11 protein-coding genes and 1 pseudogene are annotated in these 17,269 nt (G+C 62.0%); 4 read left to right on the forward strand and 8 right to left on the reverse strand.

Annotation, left to right across the window (positions count from 1 at the left end):
- Positions 1-13 precede the first annotated feature (13 nt).
- Entirely contained in the window at positions 14-1,201 is a 1,188-nt protein-coding gene (locus INQ47_RS06850) for an MFS transporter (protein WP_252460716.1), read from the reverse strand.
- A gap of 165 nt (positions 1,202-1,366) precedes the next feature.
- On the opposite strand from INQ47_RS06850, the gene INQ47_RS06855 reads away from it, so the two are divergent.
- Both INQ47_RS06855 and INQ47_RS06860 read left to right on the forward strand, forming a co-directional pair.
- On the forward strand, positions 1,367-2,266 hold the full coding sequence (locus INQ47_RS06855) for a LysR family transcriptional regulator (RefSeq protein ID WP_010955618.1): 900 nt from the start codon (positions 1,367-1,369) through the stop codon (positions 2,264-2,266).
- A 76-nt stretch (positions 2,267-2,342) separates the two neighbouring features.
- Complete coding sequence (locus tag INQ47_RS06860; RefSeq protein WP_404701386.1) at positions 2,343-3,116, forward strand: ParA family protein; 774 nt, start codon at positions 2,343-2,345, stop codon at positions 3,114-3,116.
- Here the strand turns inward: INQ47_RS06860 and trxC are convergent.
- The 7 genes from trxC to betI form a co-directional block, all read right to left on the reverse strand.
- Complete coding sequence (trxC, locus tag INQ47_RS06865) at positions 3,113-3,547, reverse strand: thioredoxin TrxC (RefSeq protein ID WP_252460665.1); 435 nt, start codon at positions 3,545-3,547, stop codon at positions 3,113-3,115. The genes INQ47_RS06860 and trxC overlap by 4 nt on opposite strands.
- A 115-nt stretch (positions 3,548-3,662) precedes the next feature.
- Complete coding sequence (selO, locus tag INQ47_RS06870; RefSeq protein WP_404701387.1) at positions 3,663-5,123, reverse strand: protein adenylyltransferase SelO; 1,461 nt, start codon at positions 5,121-5,123, stop codon at positions 3,663-3,665.
- 182 nt (positions 5,124-5,305) lie between these two features.
- Complete coding sequence (gene mscK / locus INQ47_RS06875) at positions 5,306-8,614, reverse strand: mechanosensitive channel MscK (RefSeq protein ID WP_404701388.1); 3,309 nt, start codon at positions 8,612-8,614, stop codon at positions 5,306-5,308.
- Positions 8,615-8,649: 35 nt separating this feature from the next.
- A complete protein-coding gene (locus tag INQ47_RS06880) occupies positions 8,650-10,392 on the reverse strand; it encodes a potassium/proton antiporter (RefSeq protein WP_021783701.1) in 1,743 nt (580 codons plus the stop codon).
- 415 nt (positions 10,393-10,807) lie between these two features.
- The gene (gene betA / locus INQ47_RS06885) at positions 10,808-12,505 is read right to left on the reverse strand and encodes a choline dehydrogenase (protein ID WP_209969467.1); all 1,698 of its coding nucleotides are present in this window, start codon (positions 12,503-12,505) and stop codon (positions 10,808-10,810) included.
- Positions 12,506-12,582: 77 nt separating this feature from the next.
- The gene (betB, locus tag INQ47_RS06890; RefSeq protein WP_176684799.1) at positions 12,583-14,055 is read right to left on the reverse strand and encodes a betaine-aldehyde dehydrogenase; all 1,473 of its coding nucleotides are present in this window, start codon (positions 14,053-14,055) and stop codon (positions 12,583-12,585) included.
- 39 nt (positions 14,056-14,094) lie between these two features.
- Entirely contained in the window at positions 14,095-14,751 is a 657-nt protein-coding gene (gene betI, locus INQ47_RS06895) for a transcriptional regulator BetI (RefSeq protein ID WP_252461037.1), read from the reverse strand.
- A gap of 532 nt (positions 14,752-15,283) precedes the next feature.
- On the opposite strand from betI, the pseudogene INQ47_RS06900 reads away from it, so the two are divergent.
- Positions 15,284-16,818, forward strand: a pseudogene (locus tag INQ47_RS06900) (BCCT family transporter).
- On the forward strand, positions 16,766-17,230 hold the full coding sequence (locus INQ47_RS06905; protein ID WP_252461035.1) for a hypothetical protein: 465 nt from the start codon (positions 16,766-16,768) through the stop codon (positions 17,228-17,230). The pseudogene INQ47_RS06900 and the gene INQ47_RS06905 overlap by 53 nt, the downstream one beginning before the upstream one ends.
- Positions 17,231-17,269: the final 39 nt, after the last annotated feature.

The following is a 17,269-nucleotide window of genomic DNA, read 5'->3' on the forward strand; positions in this document are numbered from 1 at the left end:
ATCGCGTGTGCGTTCAGGTTGCTTTGGCTGGCAGGCGGCTCAGGTGCAACGCCACCACTAATGCCACCGCCAGCAAGCTGCCAATGAACAGCCCGATTCCGTTCCAGCCCCACTGGTGCCAGAACACCCCGCCCGCGGTACCGGCCACACTGGAGCCGGCGTAGTAGCAGAACAGGTACAGCGACGACGCCTGCCCCTTGGCCTTCAACGCACGGCGGCCGATCCAGCTGCTGGCCACCGAGTGCGCACCAAAGAAGCCGAAGGTGAACACCAGCATGCCCACGATCACCATCACCAGTGGACTGGCCAGTGTCATCAGTAAGCCAACCGCCATTACCACGATGCTGGCCCAGAATACTTTGCGCCGACCCAGCTTGTCCGCCAGGGCGCCGACCTGTGCCGAACTATAGATGCCCGACAGATAAACCACCGACAGCAAGCCGACCAGCGCCTGGTTCATGTGGTAGGGCTCGGCCAGCAGGCGGTAGCCGATGTAGTTGAACAAGGTGACGAAGGCGCCCATCAGCAGGAAGGCTTCAAGGAACAGCCAGGGCAGGCCGGCATCCTTGAAGTGCATGACAAAGCCGTCCAGCAGGCTGCGCGGGTTCATCGTCTGTGCGCGGAAATTGCGTGACTCCGGTAGCACCTTCCAGAACACCAGCGCGGCCACCAGGGCCAGGCCGCCAATGGTCAGCATCGCCGTGTGCCAGCTGACGAAGTCGATCAGTACGCCAGTGATGAGCCGCCCGCTCATGCCGCCAATCGCGTTGCCGCCGATGTACAGGCCCATGGCCAGGCCAATGTGTTGCGGGTGGATCTCTTCGCTCAGGTAGGTCATCGCCACTGCCGCCAGGCCGCTCAGCGACAGGCCGACCAAGGCGCGGGTGGCCAGTACCAGCTCCCAGCTGGGCATCACTGCGCTGGCCAAGGTGGACAGGGCGGCGCAGACCAGCGCGAACACCATCACTGGCTTGCGTCCGATGCGGTCAGAAATGGGGCCGGTGATCAGCAGGCCGAACGCCAGCATGGCGGTGGACACCGACAGCACCAAGCTGCTCTGCGCCGCGTTGATGGCAAACTCCCTGGATAGCAGAGGCATCATCGGCTGTACGCAGTACAGCAAGGCGAAGGTGGCGAACCCGCCGCTGAACAAGGCCAGCACGGTTTTCATGAAGGCGGGAGTGCCTTTTTCGATCCACATTTCGCTCAGGATGGCAGGCTTTGGCTCAAGGAGGAGGGGGGCTACTGCAGTTTTCACGGACGGGTACCTCTGGCGCAATGAAAAAAGCATATAGCTGGCTAACGATTAGATCCAATATATTGTTCGACCTATTTGAGATGTTTGGCGACTTGTTTGGAGCGGATCATGGAACTGCGTCATCTGCGTTACTTCATTGCTGTGGCCGAAGAGCTGCACTTCGGCCGCGCCGCCCAGCAGCTGGGTATTTCCCAGCCGCCCTTGAGTCAGCAGATCCAGGCCCTGGAGCAGGAGTTGGGGGCCCGGTTGTTCGACCGGACCAATCGTCGTGTCGAACTGAGCGAGGCCGGTCGATTGTTCCTCGAGGAAGCGCGCCAGGTATTGGCGCAGGTGGAGAAGGCTGCGGATGTAGCCCGGCGTGCGCAGTTGGGCGAGCTGGGCGAGATGAAAATCGGTTTCACCTCCTCGGCCCCGTTCACCTCCAAAATCCCCAAGGCCATTCATGCCTTTCGTCAGCGCTTTCCGGCGGTGCACCTGAACCTCAAGGAAATGAGCAGCCGTGACGTTGCCGAAGGGGTGTTCGACGAGTCCATCGAGGTGGGGTTGATGCGGCCGATGCCGCTGCCGGAGGGGTTGGTGGCCACCGAGTTGTTCCGAGAACCGTTGGTGGCAGTGATCAATGCCTCGCATCCGCTGGCCGAGGGCACTGAACAAGGCGTCTACATGGCGGCGTTGGCCCCTGAGCCTTTCGTGTTCTTCCCGCGCAGTTATGGCAGCGGATTACATGCACAATTGCTGAGCCTGGCGCGGCATGCGGGTTTCAGCCCCCATTTTGCGCAAGAGGCAGGTGAAGCGATGACCATCATCGGCCTGGTCTCGGCGGGGCTGGGGGTGTCGGTGCTGCCGGCGTCGTTCCAGCGCATGCGCATAGAAGGGGTGGTGTACCGTACCTTGCTCGATGAAGAGGCGATGACGGCGGTGTGGCTGGTGCAGCGCGAGCGCGGTCATTCGGTGATGGCCAAGGCATTCGCCGAGTTGTTGACGGGGCAGGTGGTCGGTCAGGCGTGATGCCGGTCAAATGGCGCTGGTCATTGCCCCTCTGCCGCCACATACTCGGGCATTCGTTGATACACGGAGGTCAATCATGCGGCGCGTGGTGTTCAATCAGAAAGGTGGCGTGGGCAAGTCGAGCATTGCCTGCAACTTGGCGGCGGTCAGTGCCAATGAAGGCTACCGGACCTTGTTGATCGACCTGGATGCCCAGGCGAACTCGACCCAATACCTCACCGGCCTGACCGGTGAGGACATCCCCATGGGCATCGCCGACTTCTTCAAGCAAAGCCTCTCCAGTGGGCCGTTCAGCAAGAAGAACAAGGTCGATATCTATGAAACCCCGTTCGACAACCTGCATGTGGTCACCGCCACTGCCGAGCTGGCCGACCTGCAACCAAAGCTGGAGGCAAAACACAAGATCAACAAGCTGCGCAAGTTGCTCGACGAGCTGGACGAGGATTACGAGCGTATCTACATCGATACCCCGCCGGCGCTGAACTTCTACGCAGTTTCTGCGCTGATCGCTGCCAATCGCGTGCTGATCCCCTTCGACTGCGACAGCTTCTCGCGCCAGGCCTTGTATGGCCTGTTGGCCGAGATCGAAGACCTCAAGGAAGACCACAACGAAGACCTGATGGTCGAAGGTATCGTGGTCAACCAGTTCCAGTCACGTGCCAGCCTGCCACAGCAGATGCTCGACGAACTGCTGGCCGAAGGGTTGCCGGTGCTGCCGGTGTACTTGGGCAGTTCGGTGAAAATGCGCGAATCGCACCACGCCAGCCTGCCGCTGATTCACCTGGAACCGCGGCACAAGCTGACTCAGCAGTTTGTCGAGTTGCATTCGCTGCTTGAAGAGAACGCTTAAACCCCTTGGCTACGCAGCCACTCCAGCAGTGACTGGAGTGGAAACGCTCCGGCTTGGCGGCTAATTTCGCGGCCGTTCTTGAACAGCAGCAGGCTGGGGATCGAGCGTATGCCCAGTTGCCCTGCGAGGTTACGGTTGGCTTCGCTGTCGAGCTTGGCCAAGCGGCAGCGGCCAGCAAGTTGCCGGGCGGCCTCTTCAAAGGTTGGGGCGAATGACTTGCACGGGCCGCACCAGTCGGCCCAGATGTCGACCAGCAGCGGCAGGTCACCTTTGATCTGGCTGGCGTAGCTGGCTTCAGTCAGTTCGAAGGGGGTGCTCAGCAGCACGTCGTTTTTGCAGCGACCGCATTTCGGCGCGTCGCCCAGGCGCTCGGCGGGCAGGCGGTTGAGGCCGTTGCAGTGGGGGCAGGGGATTACCAGTGGGTCGGTCATTTCATCTCCAGTAGGTCTATCGCAGTTCCCTGTAGGAGCGGGTTTACCCGCGAAGAATGCGACGCGGTGCATGCCACCGGCTTCGCCGGTAAAACCGCTCAGGGTGCGGTGCTAATCAGGAAGAGCAGCTGATTTCCAGGTGTTTGCCCCACTCCGGCGGTCGCTCGGCGTAGGCTTGCATCCCGGGCTGTTCCTCGAAAGGCCTGGTCAGTGCTTGGTGCAGCCGTCGAACTTCACTGTAGTCCCCCGCCTCGGCCGCTTCGATGGCGTTCTGCGCCAGGTAGTTGCGCAGCACGTACAGCGGATTCACCGCATGCATCCGCTCACGGCGGCCTTCGGCATTACCGGGTTCACGCCCACAGCGGGCCAGGTAGTCTGCGCCCCAGGCATCGAAACCGGCCAGGTCGATAAAGTCATCGCGCACTACCTGCAGTGCCTCAGCCACCGGCTGCTCACCCAGTTTGCGGAAGAACAGGTTGTAGTCCACGCCACCGCGTTGCATACACTGCAGCAGGCGCTCGACCAGCCCCATGTCGTCATCTTCGGCCGTGGTCAGCCCCAGGCGCCGGCGCATCAGGTCCAGGTAATGGGCCTGGTACAGCGGCAGGAACAGGCCCAACGCTTCCTTCAGTGGCTCAACTTCGATCACGGTGGTCAGTGCCTGGGCCAGCGCGCTGAGGTTCCAGTGGGCGATGGGCACCTGGTTGGCGTAGCTGTAGCGGCCACGGTCGTCGGAGTGGTTGCAGATGAAGTTGGCGTCGAAGTCATCCAGGAACGCGTAGGGGCCGAAATCGAAGGTGATGCCGAGGATCGACATGTTGTCGGTGTTCATCACGCCGTGGCAGAAGCCATACGCCTGCCAGCGGGCGATCAGTTCGGCATTGCGCTCGACGATGGTGCGGAACATGGCCAGGTAGGGCTGCTCGGCGTCACGGCATTCGGGATAGTGCTGTTCCAGCACATGGTCGATCAACACGCGCTGCTGCTCGGGCTGCTTGGTGTAGTAGAAGTACTCGAAATGGCCGAAACGCACATGGCTCTGCGCCAGACGCGTCAGCATGGCCGCGCTTTCACGGGTTTCGCGCCACACCGGGGTGCTGGAGCCGATTACGCACAGCGCCCGGCTGGTGGCGATGCCCAGGGCGTGCAGGGCTTCGGAGGCGAGGAACTCGCGGATCGACGAGCGCAGCACAGCGCGGCCATCACCCATACGGGAGTAGGGGGTCTGGCCGGCGCCCTTGAGGTGCAGGTCCCAGTGTTCGCCAGCGTCGTTGAGCACTTCGGCCAGCAGCAGGCCACGGCCGTCGCCCAGACGTGGGTTGTACGAGCCGAACTGGTGGCCGGAATAAACCATCGCCCGAGGGTCGGCTTCTTCCCACAGCTTGTGGCCGCTGAACAGCTCGGCGAACTCCGGCAGTTCGGCCTGGGCGGGGGCGAGGTCAAGCAAAGCCATGGCCGACTCGCTTGCTACCACCAGGAGTGGGTCTGCAATGGGCTCGGGCAGCACCTGGGTGGAGAACGCATCGCCCAAGCGGGCGAAGCGGTTGTCGAAGGTGAGTTGGTCGAGGGCTTTCACGGGGCTGCTCCTTGGAGTCGGTGCCAATGGGGCCGCTTGGCGGCCCTTCGCGGGTGAACCCGCTCCTACAAAGAATATGCAGAGCTGAAAGCAGTGCGATCGCTGTGTAGGAGCGGGTTCACCCGCGAACGAGGGTGAAGCCCTCGCAGCAATTTTGCACACAATAAAGTATTCGAGCCCATTCAGGCCGAAGCAGTGCCATCCGATTTCGGCTGTTCCATCGGAATCAATTGCTGCTTGCTGCCCTTCGCGTCCATCAAGAATACCTCTACTTGGCGCACCGAGATCTTGATGTTGTGGGCTTTGAACTCGCGGTTGATGTACCGGTTGATCTCGTCCAGCGTCGGGTTGCGGTCGCCCAGGTCACGGACGTGCATGCGCAGTTCGTGGTCCAGCGAGCTTTCGCCGAAGTTGAGGAAGTACACGATCGGTTCCGGATCTTTGAGCACGCGGGGGTTCTCATGCGCGCCCTTGAGCAGCAGGTCGCGCACCAGCTCGAGGTCTGAGCCATAGTCGATGCCCAGCTTCAGCGTCACCCGGGTGACCGTATCGGTCAGCGACCAATTGATCAGTTGGCCGGTGATGAAGGTCTTGTTGGGGACGATGATGTCCTTGCGGTCGAAGTCGGTGATGGTGGTGGCACGGATGCGGATCTTGCTTACTGTACCCGACAGGTTGCCGATGGTGATGGTGTCGCCAATCCGTACCGGGCGCTCGAACAGGATCATGATGCCGGAGATGAAGTTGGCGAAGATTTCCTGCATGCCGAAGCCCAGCCCTACTGAGAGCGCGGCCACCAGCCATTGCAGTTTGTCCCAGCTCACCCCCAGGGTCGACAGGGTACTGACGATGCCGATACCAACGATGGTGTACGACAGCAACGTAGTAGTGGCGTAGGCACTGCCTTGGGCGAGGTTCAGGCGTGACAGCACCAGTACTTCCAGCAGGCCTGGCAAGTTGCCGGCCAGGGCGAAGGTGATGCCGACGATCACCAGTGCGCCGAGCAGGTCGCCGAGGCTGATCGGTACCATGCTGGCGGCGGCGCCGGTGCCGCTGGTGTATTCGTAGAGGACGAAATTGTTGAGGTAGGCGAACACCGAAATCAGGTCGGCCCATACCCAGTACAGGCCGGCGATGAAGCCGCCGAGCAGGGCCAGGCGGATCAGGCGCAGCGACTGCTGGTTGACCTGTTCGATATCCAGCGTTGGCTCTTCGGTGATGACTTCGCCATCCAGCCCTTCCTTGGCCGCCGCACGCTTGCTCAACGCACGCTGGTAGGCCAGGCGTCGTGCAGCTACCGACAGGCCGCGCACGAAGGCGGCCTCGATCACCAGCCAGAACAGCAGCAGGTACAGGGTATAGATCAGACGGTCGGTGAGCTTCAGTGCGGTGTAGTAGTAGCCGAAGCACACGGCGACGAACAGGGCGACGGGCAGGGCGGTGAATGCTACGCCCACGGCCCTGCGGAACAGCGAGGTGTCACGGTGTGCCGGGCTGCTGAGCAGCAGGCGGCTGAGCAGCCAGGCCATCAGCGCATAGCAGGTTAGCACCACGCCGATGCCCAATACGTCGTCTGCCAGTGCCGAAGGCTGGTGCTCGGCCACCGCTACGACGCCGACCAGTGCCAACACCACGGTGCCCAGGCGGCGAACCCAGCCGCGCAGGAACTCCACCTGCGGTTTGTGCCAGCGAAAGTGGACTTCCGCCACGCCACCGGGAGCGAGAATACGATAGGCGGTGTAGAACACCAACCAGGCCTGGGCCAGCTGCCAGAGTGCGGCGCCCAGGTTGGCATTCTGCCCGCGGGCGTCGATCTGCAGGGCGTAGCTGCACAGCGCCAGGCCAAGGCTGACCGGCATCGCCAGCAGAATGTTGATGAGAATTGCCTGGGGCGTGTGCCATTGGCTGTCACGGCGGAAGTGGCCGATATCCTGGTGCACTTTGCCTAACCGTTGGTAAAGGTATTTGCGCCGCCACAACAGCGCGCCGATCACCAGTAGCAGCGGCAGGAACAGCAACGGGCGCTGGCTCAGGCCATCGGCCAGCTCTTTCAGGCTGGAGCCCCACGGCAGGTTGGCGACCTGGTCGGCCAGGCGCGCTGGCACGTATTGCAGCCAGTCCCAGTCCAGCGGCTTGTTGCTGGGGATCCAGAACATTTGCTCGTCGAGGGTGGTACGCAGGCTCTGCGCGGTGCCCAACAGTTGCTTCTGGTTGAGTTGCAGGGTGATCGATTCGTTGAGCAGCGCCGACAGCTCGCGGTTCAGCCGCTCCAACAGGTCGCTGCGGGTGATGGCTACATCCAGCAGGGCTTTGCGCAGCTGCGGGGTCACATCTTCCTGGGGTTGCGCCGCCAGCAGCTTGTCGACATAGGTGACCGGGCTGCTCATCTGCTCGCGTTGCTGGTTGACTTCGAACTGGTACAGGCGGGTGTCCGCGATCTGGTCGGCCAGGTCGCGGTCGACCTTCAGGTGCGGCAAGGTCTGTTTCTGCTTATAGAGGATCTTCGACAGCAGCAGGCTTCCCTTGAGCACGTTGATCTGCTCGTCGAGCGCCTGGTCGGCCTGGGTCAGGCTGTCGAGTTGCTGCTTGGTGCGCAGGTTCTGCTGGGTCAATTCGTTAAGGCGATCGGTGCTCCTGAGCAGGTAGTCGGAAAGCTTGAGGTTGACCGCGCTTTCAGTGGCCAGCAGGCTGCTGCCGCCGGCCTTCTGAGCCTCGATCGACTGCTGGGTGACGGCTTCCTGGGACTGGGCCAGGCGTTTGTCGTTGATCAGCGTCTGCAGGTCCTGGATTTCCTGCTCCAGGCGCGCAGCACGCTCGACCAGCAAGTCGTGACGCGCATTGCCGAGGTCTTGCAGCACGCTGTTGCCGGCCAGTTCCTGGCGGCGCAGCAGGGTCAACGCGTTGAGCGAGGCCAGCTCGGCGTTGAGCTGGTTGCGTTGGTCGGCATTGATGGATTTGCCGCCGTCCTTGCCGGTTTTGAGGATGTTGTTGATCTGCTGGGTGCGAGTCTGGCTGCTACTGATCTCGGCCTGGGCGCGTTCGGGGCGAGTTTGCGAGTTGATGATCAGGCTGTTGGCTTCAGACAGCGCCTTTTGCAGTTCGCCCTGCTGCGTGTTGCGTTCGCTGAGCATCTGTTCAAGCTGTGGCACGGTGAGGTTGGCGTAGCGCTGGGCCACCGGTTGTGCCTTGGTTTCCTTGAGCCTGGCCAACTCTTTCTGGCTGTCACTGGTCTCTTTGGGGGCACTGCTCAACTGCTGCTTCAGTGCAGCAAGCTTCTTCTCGCTATCTTCCTTGGCAGCAAGCAGGCCCAACGTTTGTTCGAGCACCTGCTGCAGCGCCTTCTGGTCCGCCTCGGGCAGCTTGCGCTCGGCGATCTTGTCGAGGCTGTTCTGGATGCTGGCGGTGGTCGGGGCTTCTGCCGCAGTAGCCGCAAAAGAAAGGGACAGGCACAACCCGAGCAGGGCTGTGCGAAGGTACACGCGCAGGGACATAGGCAGGCTACTTGTGGATCCGGCTGAAACGAAGTTTAGAGGAACAATCCTGGTCCGGGTCGCGTTCCTTCGGGGAATCTGACGCCTACTTTCTGGATCTTGTTCCCGTCCATGGTTGCCACGGTCCAGATCGTGCCATGCCATTCGACTTGGTCCCCTACTACTGGAGCGCCTCCGACCTTCTGTCGGATGAACTGCGCCAGCGGCATTTTCGCGTCGAGGCCATCGAGTTTCAGGCCGTACAAGGCCGCCACGGCACCCAGTTCGGCATCGCCTTCGAGCACGAAGTCACCGAAGAAACGCAGGTCCAGGCCACGTTGCGGCGCCTGGCTGAACAGTTTGCCCAAGGCAGGCAGGTTGTGCTCGTGGCCGATCACGCAGAGCATGTCGCCAACCTCCAGCACGGTGCTGCCCGACGGGTGCAGCAGTTGCTCGCCACGGAACAGCGCGGCAATCCGCGTGCCTTCGGGCATTTTCAGTTCGCGCAGGGCAGCACCGATGCACCATTTTTCTGCGCCCAGACGGTAGACGAACATTTCCCACTCGCTGGTGATGTGCACCTCAAGGGCGGAACGGGAGATCGGCGCCGGGTCTGGCGGTACCGTCACTTTCAACAGCTTGGCCATCCACGGCAGGCTGGTGCCTTGCACCAGCAGCGATACCAGCACGATGAAGAAGGCCAGGTTGAAGAACAGTTGGGCGTCTGGCAGGCCCGCCATCAGCGGGAACACTGCCAGAATGATCGGTACCGCACCGCGCAGGCCGACCCACGAAATGAAGCCCTTTTCACGGCCGTGGAAAGCCTTGAACGGCAGCAGGGCAGCAACCACCGATAGTGGCCGTGCCACCAGGATCATCCACAGCGCCAGGCCCAGTGCTGGCAGGGCGATGGGCAGCAGGTCGTGCGGCGTGACCAGCAACCCCAGCACCAGGAACATGCCGATCTGGGCCAGCCAGGCCATGCCGTCGAGCATATGCAGGATGCCATGGCGGCTACGGATCGGCCTGTTGCCCAGCACCAGGCCGCACAGGTATACGGCGAGGAAGCCGCTACCATGCAGGGCGTTGGTCAGCGAAAACACCACGAGGCCGCCGGCCACTACCAGAATGGGGTACAGGCCGCCGGCCAGATTGATGCGATTGACCAGTTGCAGCATCAGCCAGCCGCCGCCCAGGCCCACCAGCGCGCCGATACCGAACTCACGCAGCACGTGGCCCAGCAGGCTCCAATGCAGGCCGGTCTCGCCGCTGGCGATCATGTCGATCAAGGTGACCGTGAGAAACACCGCCATTGGGTCGTTGCTGCCCGACTCGATCTCGAGGGTAGCAGAAACCCGCTCGTTCAGGCCTTTGCCGCCGAGCAGCGAGAACACTGCAGCGGCGTCGGTGGAGCCGACGATGGCGCCGATCAGTAGGCCCTGGATCAGGCTGAGCTGGAACAACCAGGCGGCGACCAGGCCGGTGAGGGCGGTGGTGATCATTACCCCGACCGTGGCCAGCGACAGCGCCGGCCAAAGCGCTACGCGAAAGCTTGCTACCCGCGTGCGCAGGCCACCATCAAGCAGGATGACGGCCAGTGCCAGGTTGCCCACCAGGTAAGCAGTTGGGTAATTGTTGAAGATGATACCGCCACCATCGACACCGGCGAGCATGCCGACGGCGAGGATGATGACCAGAATAGGGATACCCAGGCGCGACGACAGCGAGCTGACCAGGATACTTGCACCCACCAGTAATGCGCCGATCAGGAACAGGCTATTGATGGTGCTTGCATCCAAAGGCAGGTACTCCGAGACAGCGAGGGGGAGGGACTTGGTAGCGCATTTATCAGCAAAAGCTAGCAGGTCGCGTGCCAATCGATTCTAACCTGAGGCCGACGCAGGCTGTAAAGCGATACCGCATCGTCGTTGCAGCTTGTGGCTGCAATGGTTCGCCCACTGTCAGGCAGCCGAGTAACATGAATGGCAGGAAAACCATTTACCTCGCCTAGATGGCTCAGTGCCTGCTCGGGAAATTTCCTGATTTGCACTATTTGTTGGCGCACCAGGCGGCGGGCCATGTGCTTCGCTACCAGGCCACCGCGACAGCGGGGCGAGAGCGGCTGGTCAGGCAGATCAGTGGCAGGAATGCTTTCTCACGCTGCCCGCCTGAGCAAACGTGAAAGGGGCCGCTGTGCGGCCCCTGATCAAGGTCTCAGCCCTGCTTCACTTCACGCATCGGCTTGCCTTTCACTGGTGCATCCCCTGCCACGTAGTACTTGGCGGTGCTGCGCGGCAGTGGCTTGCGACCACGGATCTTGTCCGAAATCTTCTCGGCAATCATGATCGTGGTGGCATTGAGGTTACCGGTGATGATCAGCGGCATGATCGACGCATCGACCACGCGCAGGCCCTGCATGCCATGCACGCGGCCTTCACCATCGACCACGGCCATGTCGTCGGTGCCCATCTTGCACGAGCAGGATGGGTGGAAGGCGGTTTCGGCGTGCTCGCGGATGAACTTGTCCAGCTGCTCGTCGGTTTGCACGTCGGCGCCCGGGCTGATTTCGCGGCCACGGTACGGGTCCAGGGCCGGCTGGGCCATGATTTCACGGGTCAGGCGGATGCCGTCACGGAATTCCTGCCAGTCCTGCTCGGTGGACATGTAGTTGAACAGGATGCTCGGGTGTTGGCGTGGGTCTTTCGACTTGGCCTGGATGCGGCCGCGAGCAGGTGAGCGCATGGAACCCATGTGCGCCTGGAAGCCATGTTCCTTCACGCCATTGGAGCCGTTGTAGTTAATCGCAACCGGCAGGAAGTGGTACTGGATGTTCGGCCACTTGAATTCAGGGCGGGTACGAATGAAACCACCGGCCTCGAACTGGTTGCTGGCGCCGATGCCGGTGCCATTGAACAGCCACTCGGCACCGATGGCCGGCTGGTTCCACCACAGCAGCGATGGGTACAGCGATACCGGTTGGGTGCAGGCGTACTGCAGGTACAGTTCCAGGTGGTCCTGAAGGTTTTCACCAACGCCCGGCAGGTCGTGCACAACCGGGATGTCGAGGCTTTCCAGCAGGGCGCGCGGGCCGACGCCGGAGCGCTGCAGCAGCTGCGGCGAAGCGATGGCGCCAGAGCTGACGATCACTTCCTTGCGGGCGCGGGCTTCAACGCGCTCTTCGCTGTCGCCGACCAGGTAGGTCACGCCTACGGCGCGCTTGCCGTCGAACAGCACGCGGTCGCTCAGGGCGTGGGTGACGATGGTCAGGTTCGGGCGTTTCTTGGCCTGGTCCAGGTAGCCACGGGCGGTGCTGGAGCGGCGGCCATTCTTGGTCACCGAACGGTCCATCGGGCCGAAGCCTTCCTGCTGGTAGCCGTTGAGGTCTTCGGTGCGCGGGTAACCGGCTTGCACGCCAGCTTCAACCATGGCGTGGAACAGCGGGTTGTTGCCGGCCTTTGGCGTAGCAACGCTGACCGGGCCGTCACCGCCGTGGTAGTCGTTAGGGCCGATGTCACGGGTTTCGGCTTTGCGGAAGTACGGAAGGCAGTCGAGGTAGGTCCAGTCTTCCAGGCCTGGCAGTTCTGCCCAGCCGTCGAAGTCCATGGCGTTGCCGCGGATGTAGCACATGCCGTTGATCAGCGACGAGCCACCCAGGCCCTTGCCACGGCCACATTCCATGCGGCGGCCGTCCATGTGCGGCTCTGGGTCGGTCTCGTAAGCCCAGTTGTAGCGGCGGCCTTGCAGCGGGAAGGCCAGGGCGGCTGGCATCTGGGTGCGGAAGTCGAAGCGGTAGTCGGGGCCACCGGCTTCCAGCAGCAAGACGGTGACGCCGGCGTCTTCGGTCAGGCGGGTCGCCAGGGTGTTACCGGCCGAGCCGGCACCGACGATGATGTAATCGAATTCTTGGGACATGAAAGTACCCTCGTGTTGGCGGTGATCGGGGAGCGGGTACGCCCGTGCGCGGTGGCACGGGCGTGGCTAGACAGGGTTCAGAAAACCGAGGTGTAGCCGCCCAGCTCGACCTGGACCGACTTGATGCGAGTGTATTGAGCCAGCGAGCTGACGCCGTTTTCACGGCCGACGCCCGACTGCTTGTAGCCACCTACCGGCATTTCGGCCGGCGATTCACCCCAGGCGTTGATCCAGCAGATACCGGCTTCGAGCTTGTGGATGATGCGGTGGGCGCGGGTGATGTCGTTGGTGCAGACGCCGGCGGCCAGGCCGTAGTCGGTGTCGTTGGCACGGCGGATCACTTCTTCTTCGGTTTCGTAGGTGAGAATGCTCATCACCGGGCCGAAGATCTCTTCCTTGACGATGGTCATGTCGTCGGTGCAGTCGGTGAACACGGTCGGGGCAACGAAGGCACCTTTGGCGAAGTCACCGGCAGTCAGACGCTCGCCGCCGCACAGGACGCGGGCACCTTCTTCCTTGCCTTTGGCGATGTAGCCCAGCACGCTTTCCATGTGCTGGAAGCTGACCAGCGGGCCGAAGTTGGTGTTTTCGTCTTCCGGGTTGCCAACGCGGATGCGGGCAACGCGCTCGGCGATCTTGGCTTCGAAGGCCGCCTTCATTTCAGCTGGGATGAATACGCGGGTACCGTTGGTGCACACCTGGCCCGAGCTGTAGAAGTTGGCCATCATGGCGATGTCAGCGGCCTTGTCCAGATCGGCGTCGGCACAGATGATCAGTGGCGATTTGCCGCCCAGTTCCATGGTCACTTCCTTCAGCGAAGAGCTGGAGGCGCTGGCCATGACTTTCTTGCCGGTGGTGGTGCCGCCGGTGAACGACACTTTTTCGATGCGCGGGTGCTCGGTCAGCCAGGTGCCGACTTCGCGGCCGCTACCGGTCAGAACGTTGAACACGCCGTTTGGCAGGCCGGCTTCGGTGTAGATCTCAGCCAGTTTCAGAGTGGTCAGCGAGGTGACTTCCGACGGTTTGAAGATCATCGCGTTGCCGGCGGCCAGGGCCGGGGCAGATTTCCACAGGGCGATCTGGATTGGGTAGTTCCAGGCACCGATACCTACGGTCACGCCCAGCGGCTCGCGGCGGGTGTAGACGAAGGACGACTCACGCAGCGGGATCTGCTCGCCCTCGATGGCCGGTACCAGGCCTGCGTAGTATTCCAGCACGTCGGCGCCGGTGACGATGTCGACGTAGCGGGTTTCGGAGTACGACTTGCCGGTGTCCAGGGTTTCCAGCATAGCCAGCTCGTCGTTGCGCTCGCGCAGGATGTCGACGGCGCGGCGCAGGATGCGCGAACGCTGCATGGCGGTCATCGCGGCCCAGATCTTCTGGCCACGTTCGGCGCTTTCAACGGCCTTCTCGACGTCTGCCTCGGTAGCACGCTGTACGTGGGCGAGGACTTCGCCAGTGGCCGGGTTGATGGCTTCGAAAGTGGCATCGCTGCCAGCGTCGACGTAAGCGCCATCAATGTAGAGTTTTTGCGTTCCGAAACGGGCCATAGTGTCCTCGCAAGTGCAGTGTGTGGTTTGGCTTGCGCGTCATGCTCCTGCCGGGTTGGCAAGGGCCCTGCGCGCATGGTCAGCAGCCTGGTCGATTGTGCCCAGGGTGTGCTGCTTGGCCAGTTGTAGTTCCATGTATTCGTAAGCAATCCGTACCGCCTGGTCGGTGTCGAATGCATCACCCGACAGGGCGCCACGCAGCCACAAACCGTCGATCAGGGCTGCCAGACCGCGGGCTGCCTTGCGCGCATGGTAGAGCGGCAGGACGCGGCGGAACTGGCAGCACAGGTTGGAATACAAGCGGTGGTCGTTGATCCGCTGCAACCTGTGCAAATCGGGCTGGTGCATGCTGGAAGCCCAGAAGGCCAACCAGGTTTTCATTGCCGGGCCGTTTACCTGGCTGGCATCGAAGTTGCCTTCGATGATCACTTTCAGGTGAGCGCGCGGGCTGTCGTCTTTCAGGGCCTGGCGACGTGCTCTGACGCCTTCGTTGAGCATGCTCATGATGTAACCCATCGTCGCTGCGATCAGGCCGTTCTTGTCCCGAAAGTAGTGACTGATGATGCCGTTCGACACACCGGCCAAACGGGCAATCAGCGCAATGCTGGCGTCCCCCAGTCCGACCTGATCGACCGCCTGCAAGGTGGCTTCGATCAACTGCTGGCGCCGGATGGGTTGCATACCGACCTTGGGCATCTTGCTATCTCCTCAGGCCTGCGAGCAGACGACAGGCGGCTGACTCGGCGAAGGCCAGTCTATTTTGTTTTGATTGAACGTTCAATCAATAAAGAATAAGCTCTGCGACAATTTGTGCCATTGACAGTTTTTCAGGCGGTCGAGAAGGCACGGATTGACACCCCAGGAAATCGTGTAGCCCCCGGAATACAAGGCGTTGACGGGCGTGAGCGATGCGAAATGCAGATTCTGCCGTACGGCCACTGGTCCTGCGACAGGCCCTTGGAGCGGGCGGGGTGACCTGTGACGAATGCGCGCACCTGCGTTGAGGCGTGGCATTTTCAGCAGGCCACCTGTCTGTTTTTGGCAACGTATCGATTCGGGATCACGGTTTCCAGGGTTCATTTATAACACCTGATGCAGTGGGGATATTCCACCAATTGCTCGGGAAAGACTGATTAGCCTCCACAGCCGCACTGCCCGGAGCATTCGTGCAATGAGTTCTGCCTCACTTATCAAGCCCCCCGCCGAGAGGGTACGGGTCAACCGCGTGGTGTTCTTCACCTCTGCGCTGATGATCCTTGTTCTGACTGCCTTGCTGATCGCTGCACCCGAAACCGCCGGCCAGGTGCTGGGCGTGGCCCAGAAGTGGCTGACGCGCACCTTCGGCTGGTACTACATGCTGGTCATTTGCGGATACCTGCTGTTCGTCGTCTACCTGGCTTTCTCCGACTACGGCAGCCTCAAGCTGGGTGGCAAGGACGACCAGCCGGACTTCAGCTATGGCGCCTGGGCCGGCATGCTGTTCTCGTCCGGTATCGGTATTTCGCTGCTGTACTTCGGCGCCTCCGAGCCGCTGGACCACTATTTCAACCCACCGGAAGGCACACCGGCCAGCCTTGAGGCCGCGCGCCAGGGCTTGCAGCTGACCTTCCTGCACTGGGGCCTGCACGGCTGGGCGATCTATGCCCTGGTCGGCCTGGCCGTGGGTTACTTCGCTTACCGCCACAACCAGCCGCTGGCACTGCGCTCGGCGCTGTACCCGCTGGTGGGCGAGCGTTGGGTCAAGGGTGCTGCCGGCAATGCCGTCGACATCTTCGGCATGTTCGTCACCCTGCTTGGCCTGGTGACCAACCTGGGTATCGGCTCGATGCAGGTATCCTCGGGCCTGGAATACCTGTTCGGCATGGACCACAGCAAGACCAACCTGCTGGTGGTGATTCTGGTCATGGCCGGTGTGGCCACCGTGGCTGCGGTCTCGGGTGTGGAAAACGGCATTCGTCGCCTGTCCAACCTGAACATCGTGCTGTTCAGCGGGCTGCTGATTTTCGTATTGCTGGGCGGCGAAACCCTGCACCTGCTCAATGGTCTCGTGCAGAACGTCGGCGACTACCTCAACGGCATCGTGCTGAAAACCTTCGACCTGTATGTGTATGAAGGCGAAGCCGGCAAGTCCGAGCGCTGGTTGGGCCTGTGGACCGTGTTCTACTGGGCCTGGTGGATCTCCTGGGGCCCGTTCGTCGGCATGTTCATTGCGCGTATCTCCAAGGGTCGTACCGTGCGCCAGTTGGTCATGGGGGTGCTGCTGATTCCGCTGGGCTTCACCCTGGCCTGGCTGTCAATCTTCGGCAATACCGCACTGGACCTGGTGATCAACCAGGGCGCTGTGGAGCTGGGCAAGACTGCGCTGGAACAGCCGTCGATGTCGATCTACCAGCTGCTGGAATACTTCCCGGCAGCCAAGATCGTCATTGGTGTGGCAGTGTTCGTCGGTTTCGTGCTGTTCCTCACCCCGGCCGACTCCGGCGCGGTGATGATGGCCAACCTGTCGTGCAAAGGCGGCAAGGTCGACGAAGACGCCCCGCACTGGATGGTGGTGTTCTGGTCCGTGGTTATCACCCTGGTGACCATCGGCCTGCTGTTCGCCGGTAACTTCGAGGCCATGCAGACCATGGTCGTGCTGGCGGGCCTGCCGTTCTCGGTGGTGCTGGTGCTGTTCATGTTCGGCCTGTACAAGGCCATGAAGCAGGACGTGGTGATCGAGCAGGAGCGCGCCGAACTGGCCGCCCGTGGCCGTCGCGGCTTTAGCGAGCGCCTGACCCAGCTGGAACTGCAGCCCACCCAGGCTGTGGTGCAGCGCTTCATGGACAAGCAGGTCAGCCCGGCGTTGAAAGAAGCCGCAGCGCAGCTGCAGACTTTGGGCTTCGAGGTGGAAACCCGTGTTGGCCAGTCGCGCAACCTGATGGGCTTGCGGGTGATGATGGAAGAAGGCAACCCGTTCGTCTACGAAGTGAGCCTTGATGGCTATATGGCCGCGCCGAGCGAGGCGCCGGTCGAGGGTGAGCCTGAACTGCGCCAGCGCTTCTACCGTGCCGAGGTCTACCTGCATGACGGCAGTCAGGAATACGACCTGATGGGCTTTGTCCCAGACCAGATCGTGCGTGATGTGCTCGACCAGTTCGAGAGCCATCGCCAGGTGCTTGGCCGCGTCTATAGCTGACTGCCCGGCAGGTCGCCGCACCGCCAGGTGCCGCGGCCT

It is taken from the genome of Pseudomonas sp. 3HC3 (assembly GCF_044904505.1).
In the GTDB taxonomy this organism is placed as follows: Bacteria; Pseudomonadota; Gammaproteobacteria; order Pseudomonadales; family Pseudomonadaceae; genus Aquipseudomonas; species Aquipseudomonas putida_Y.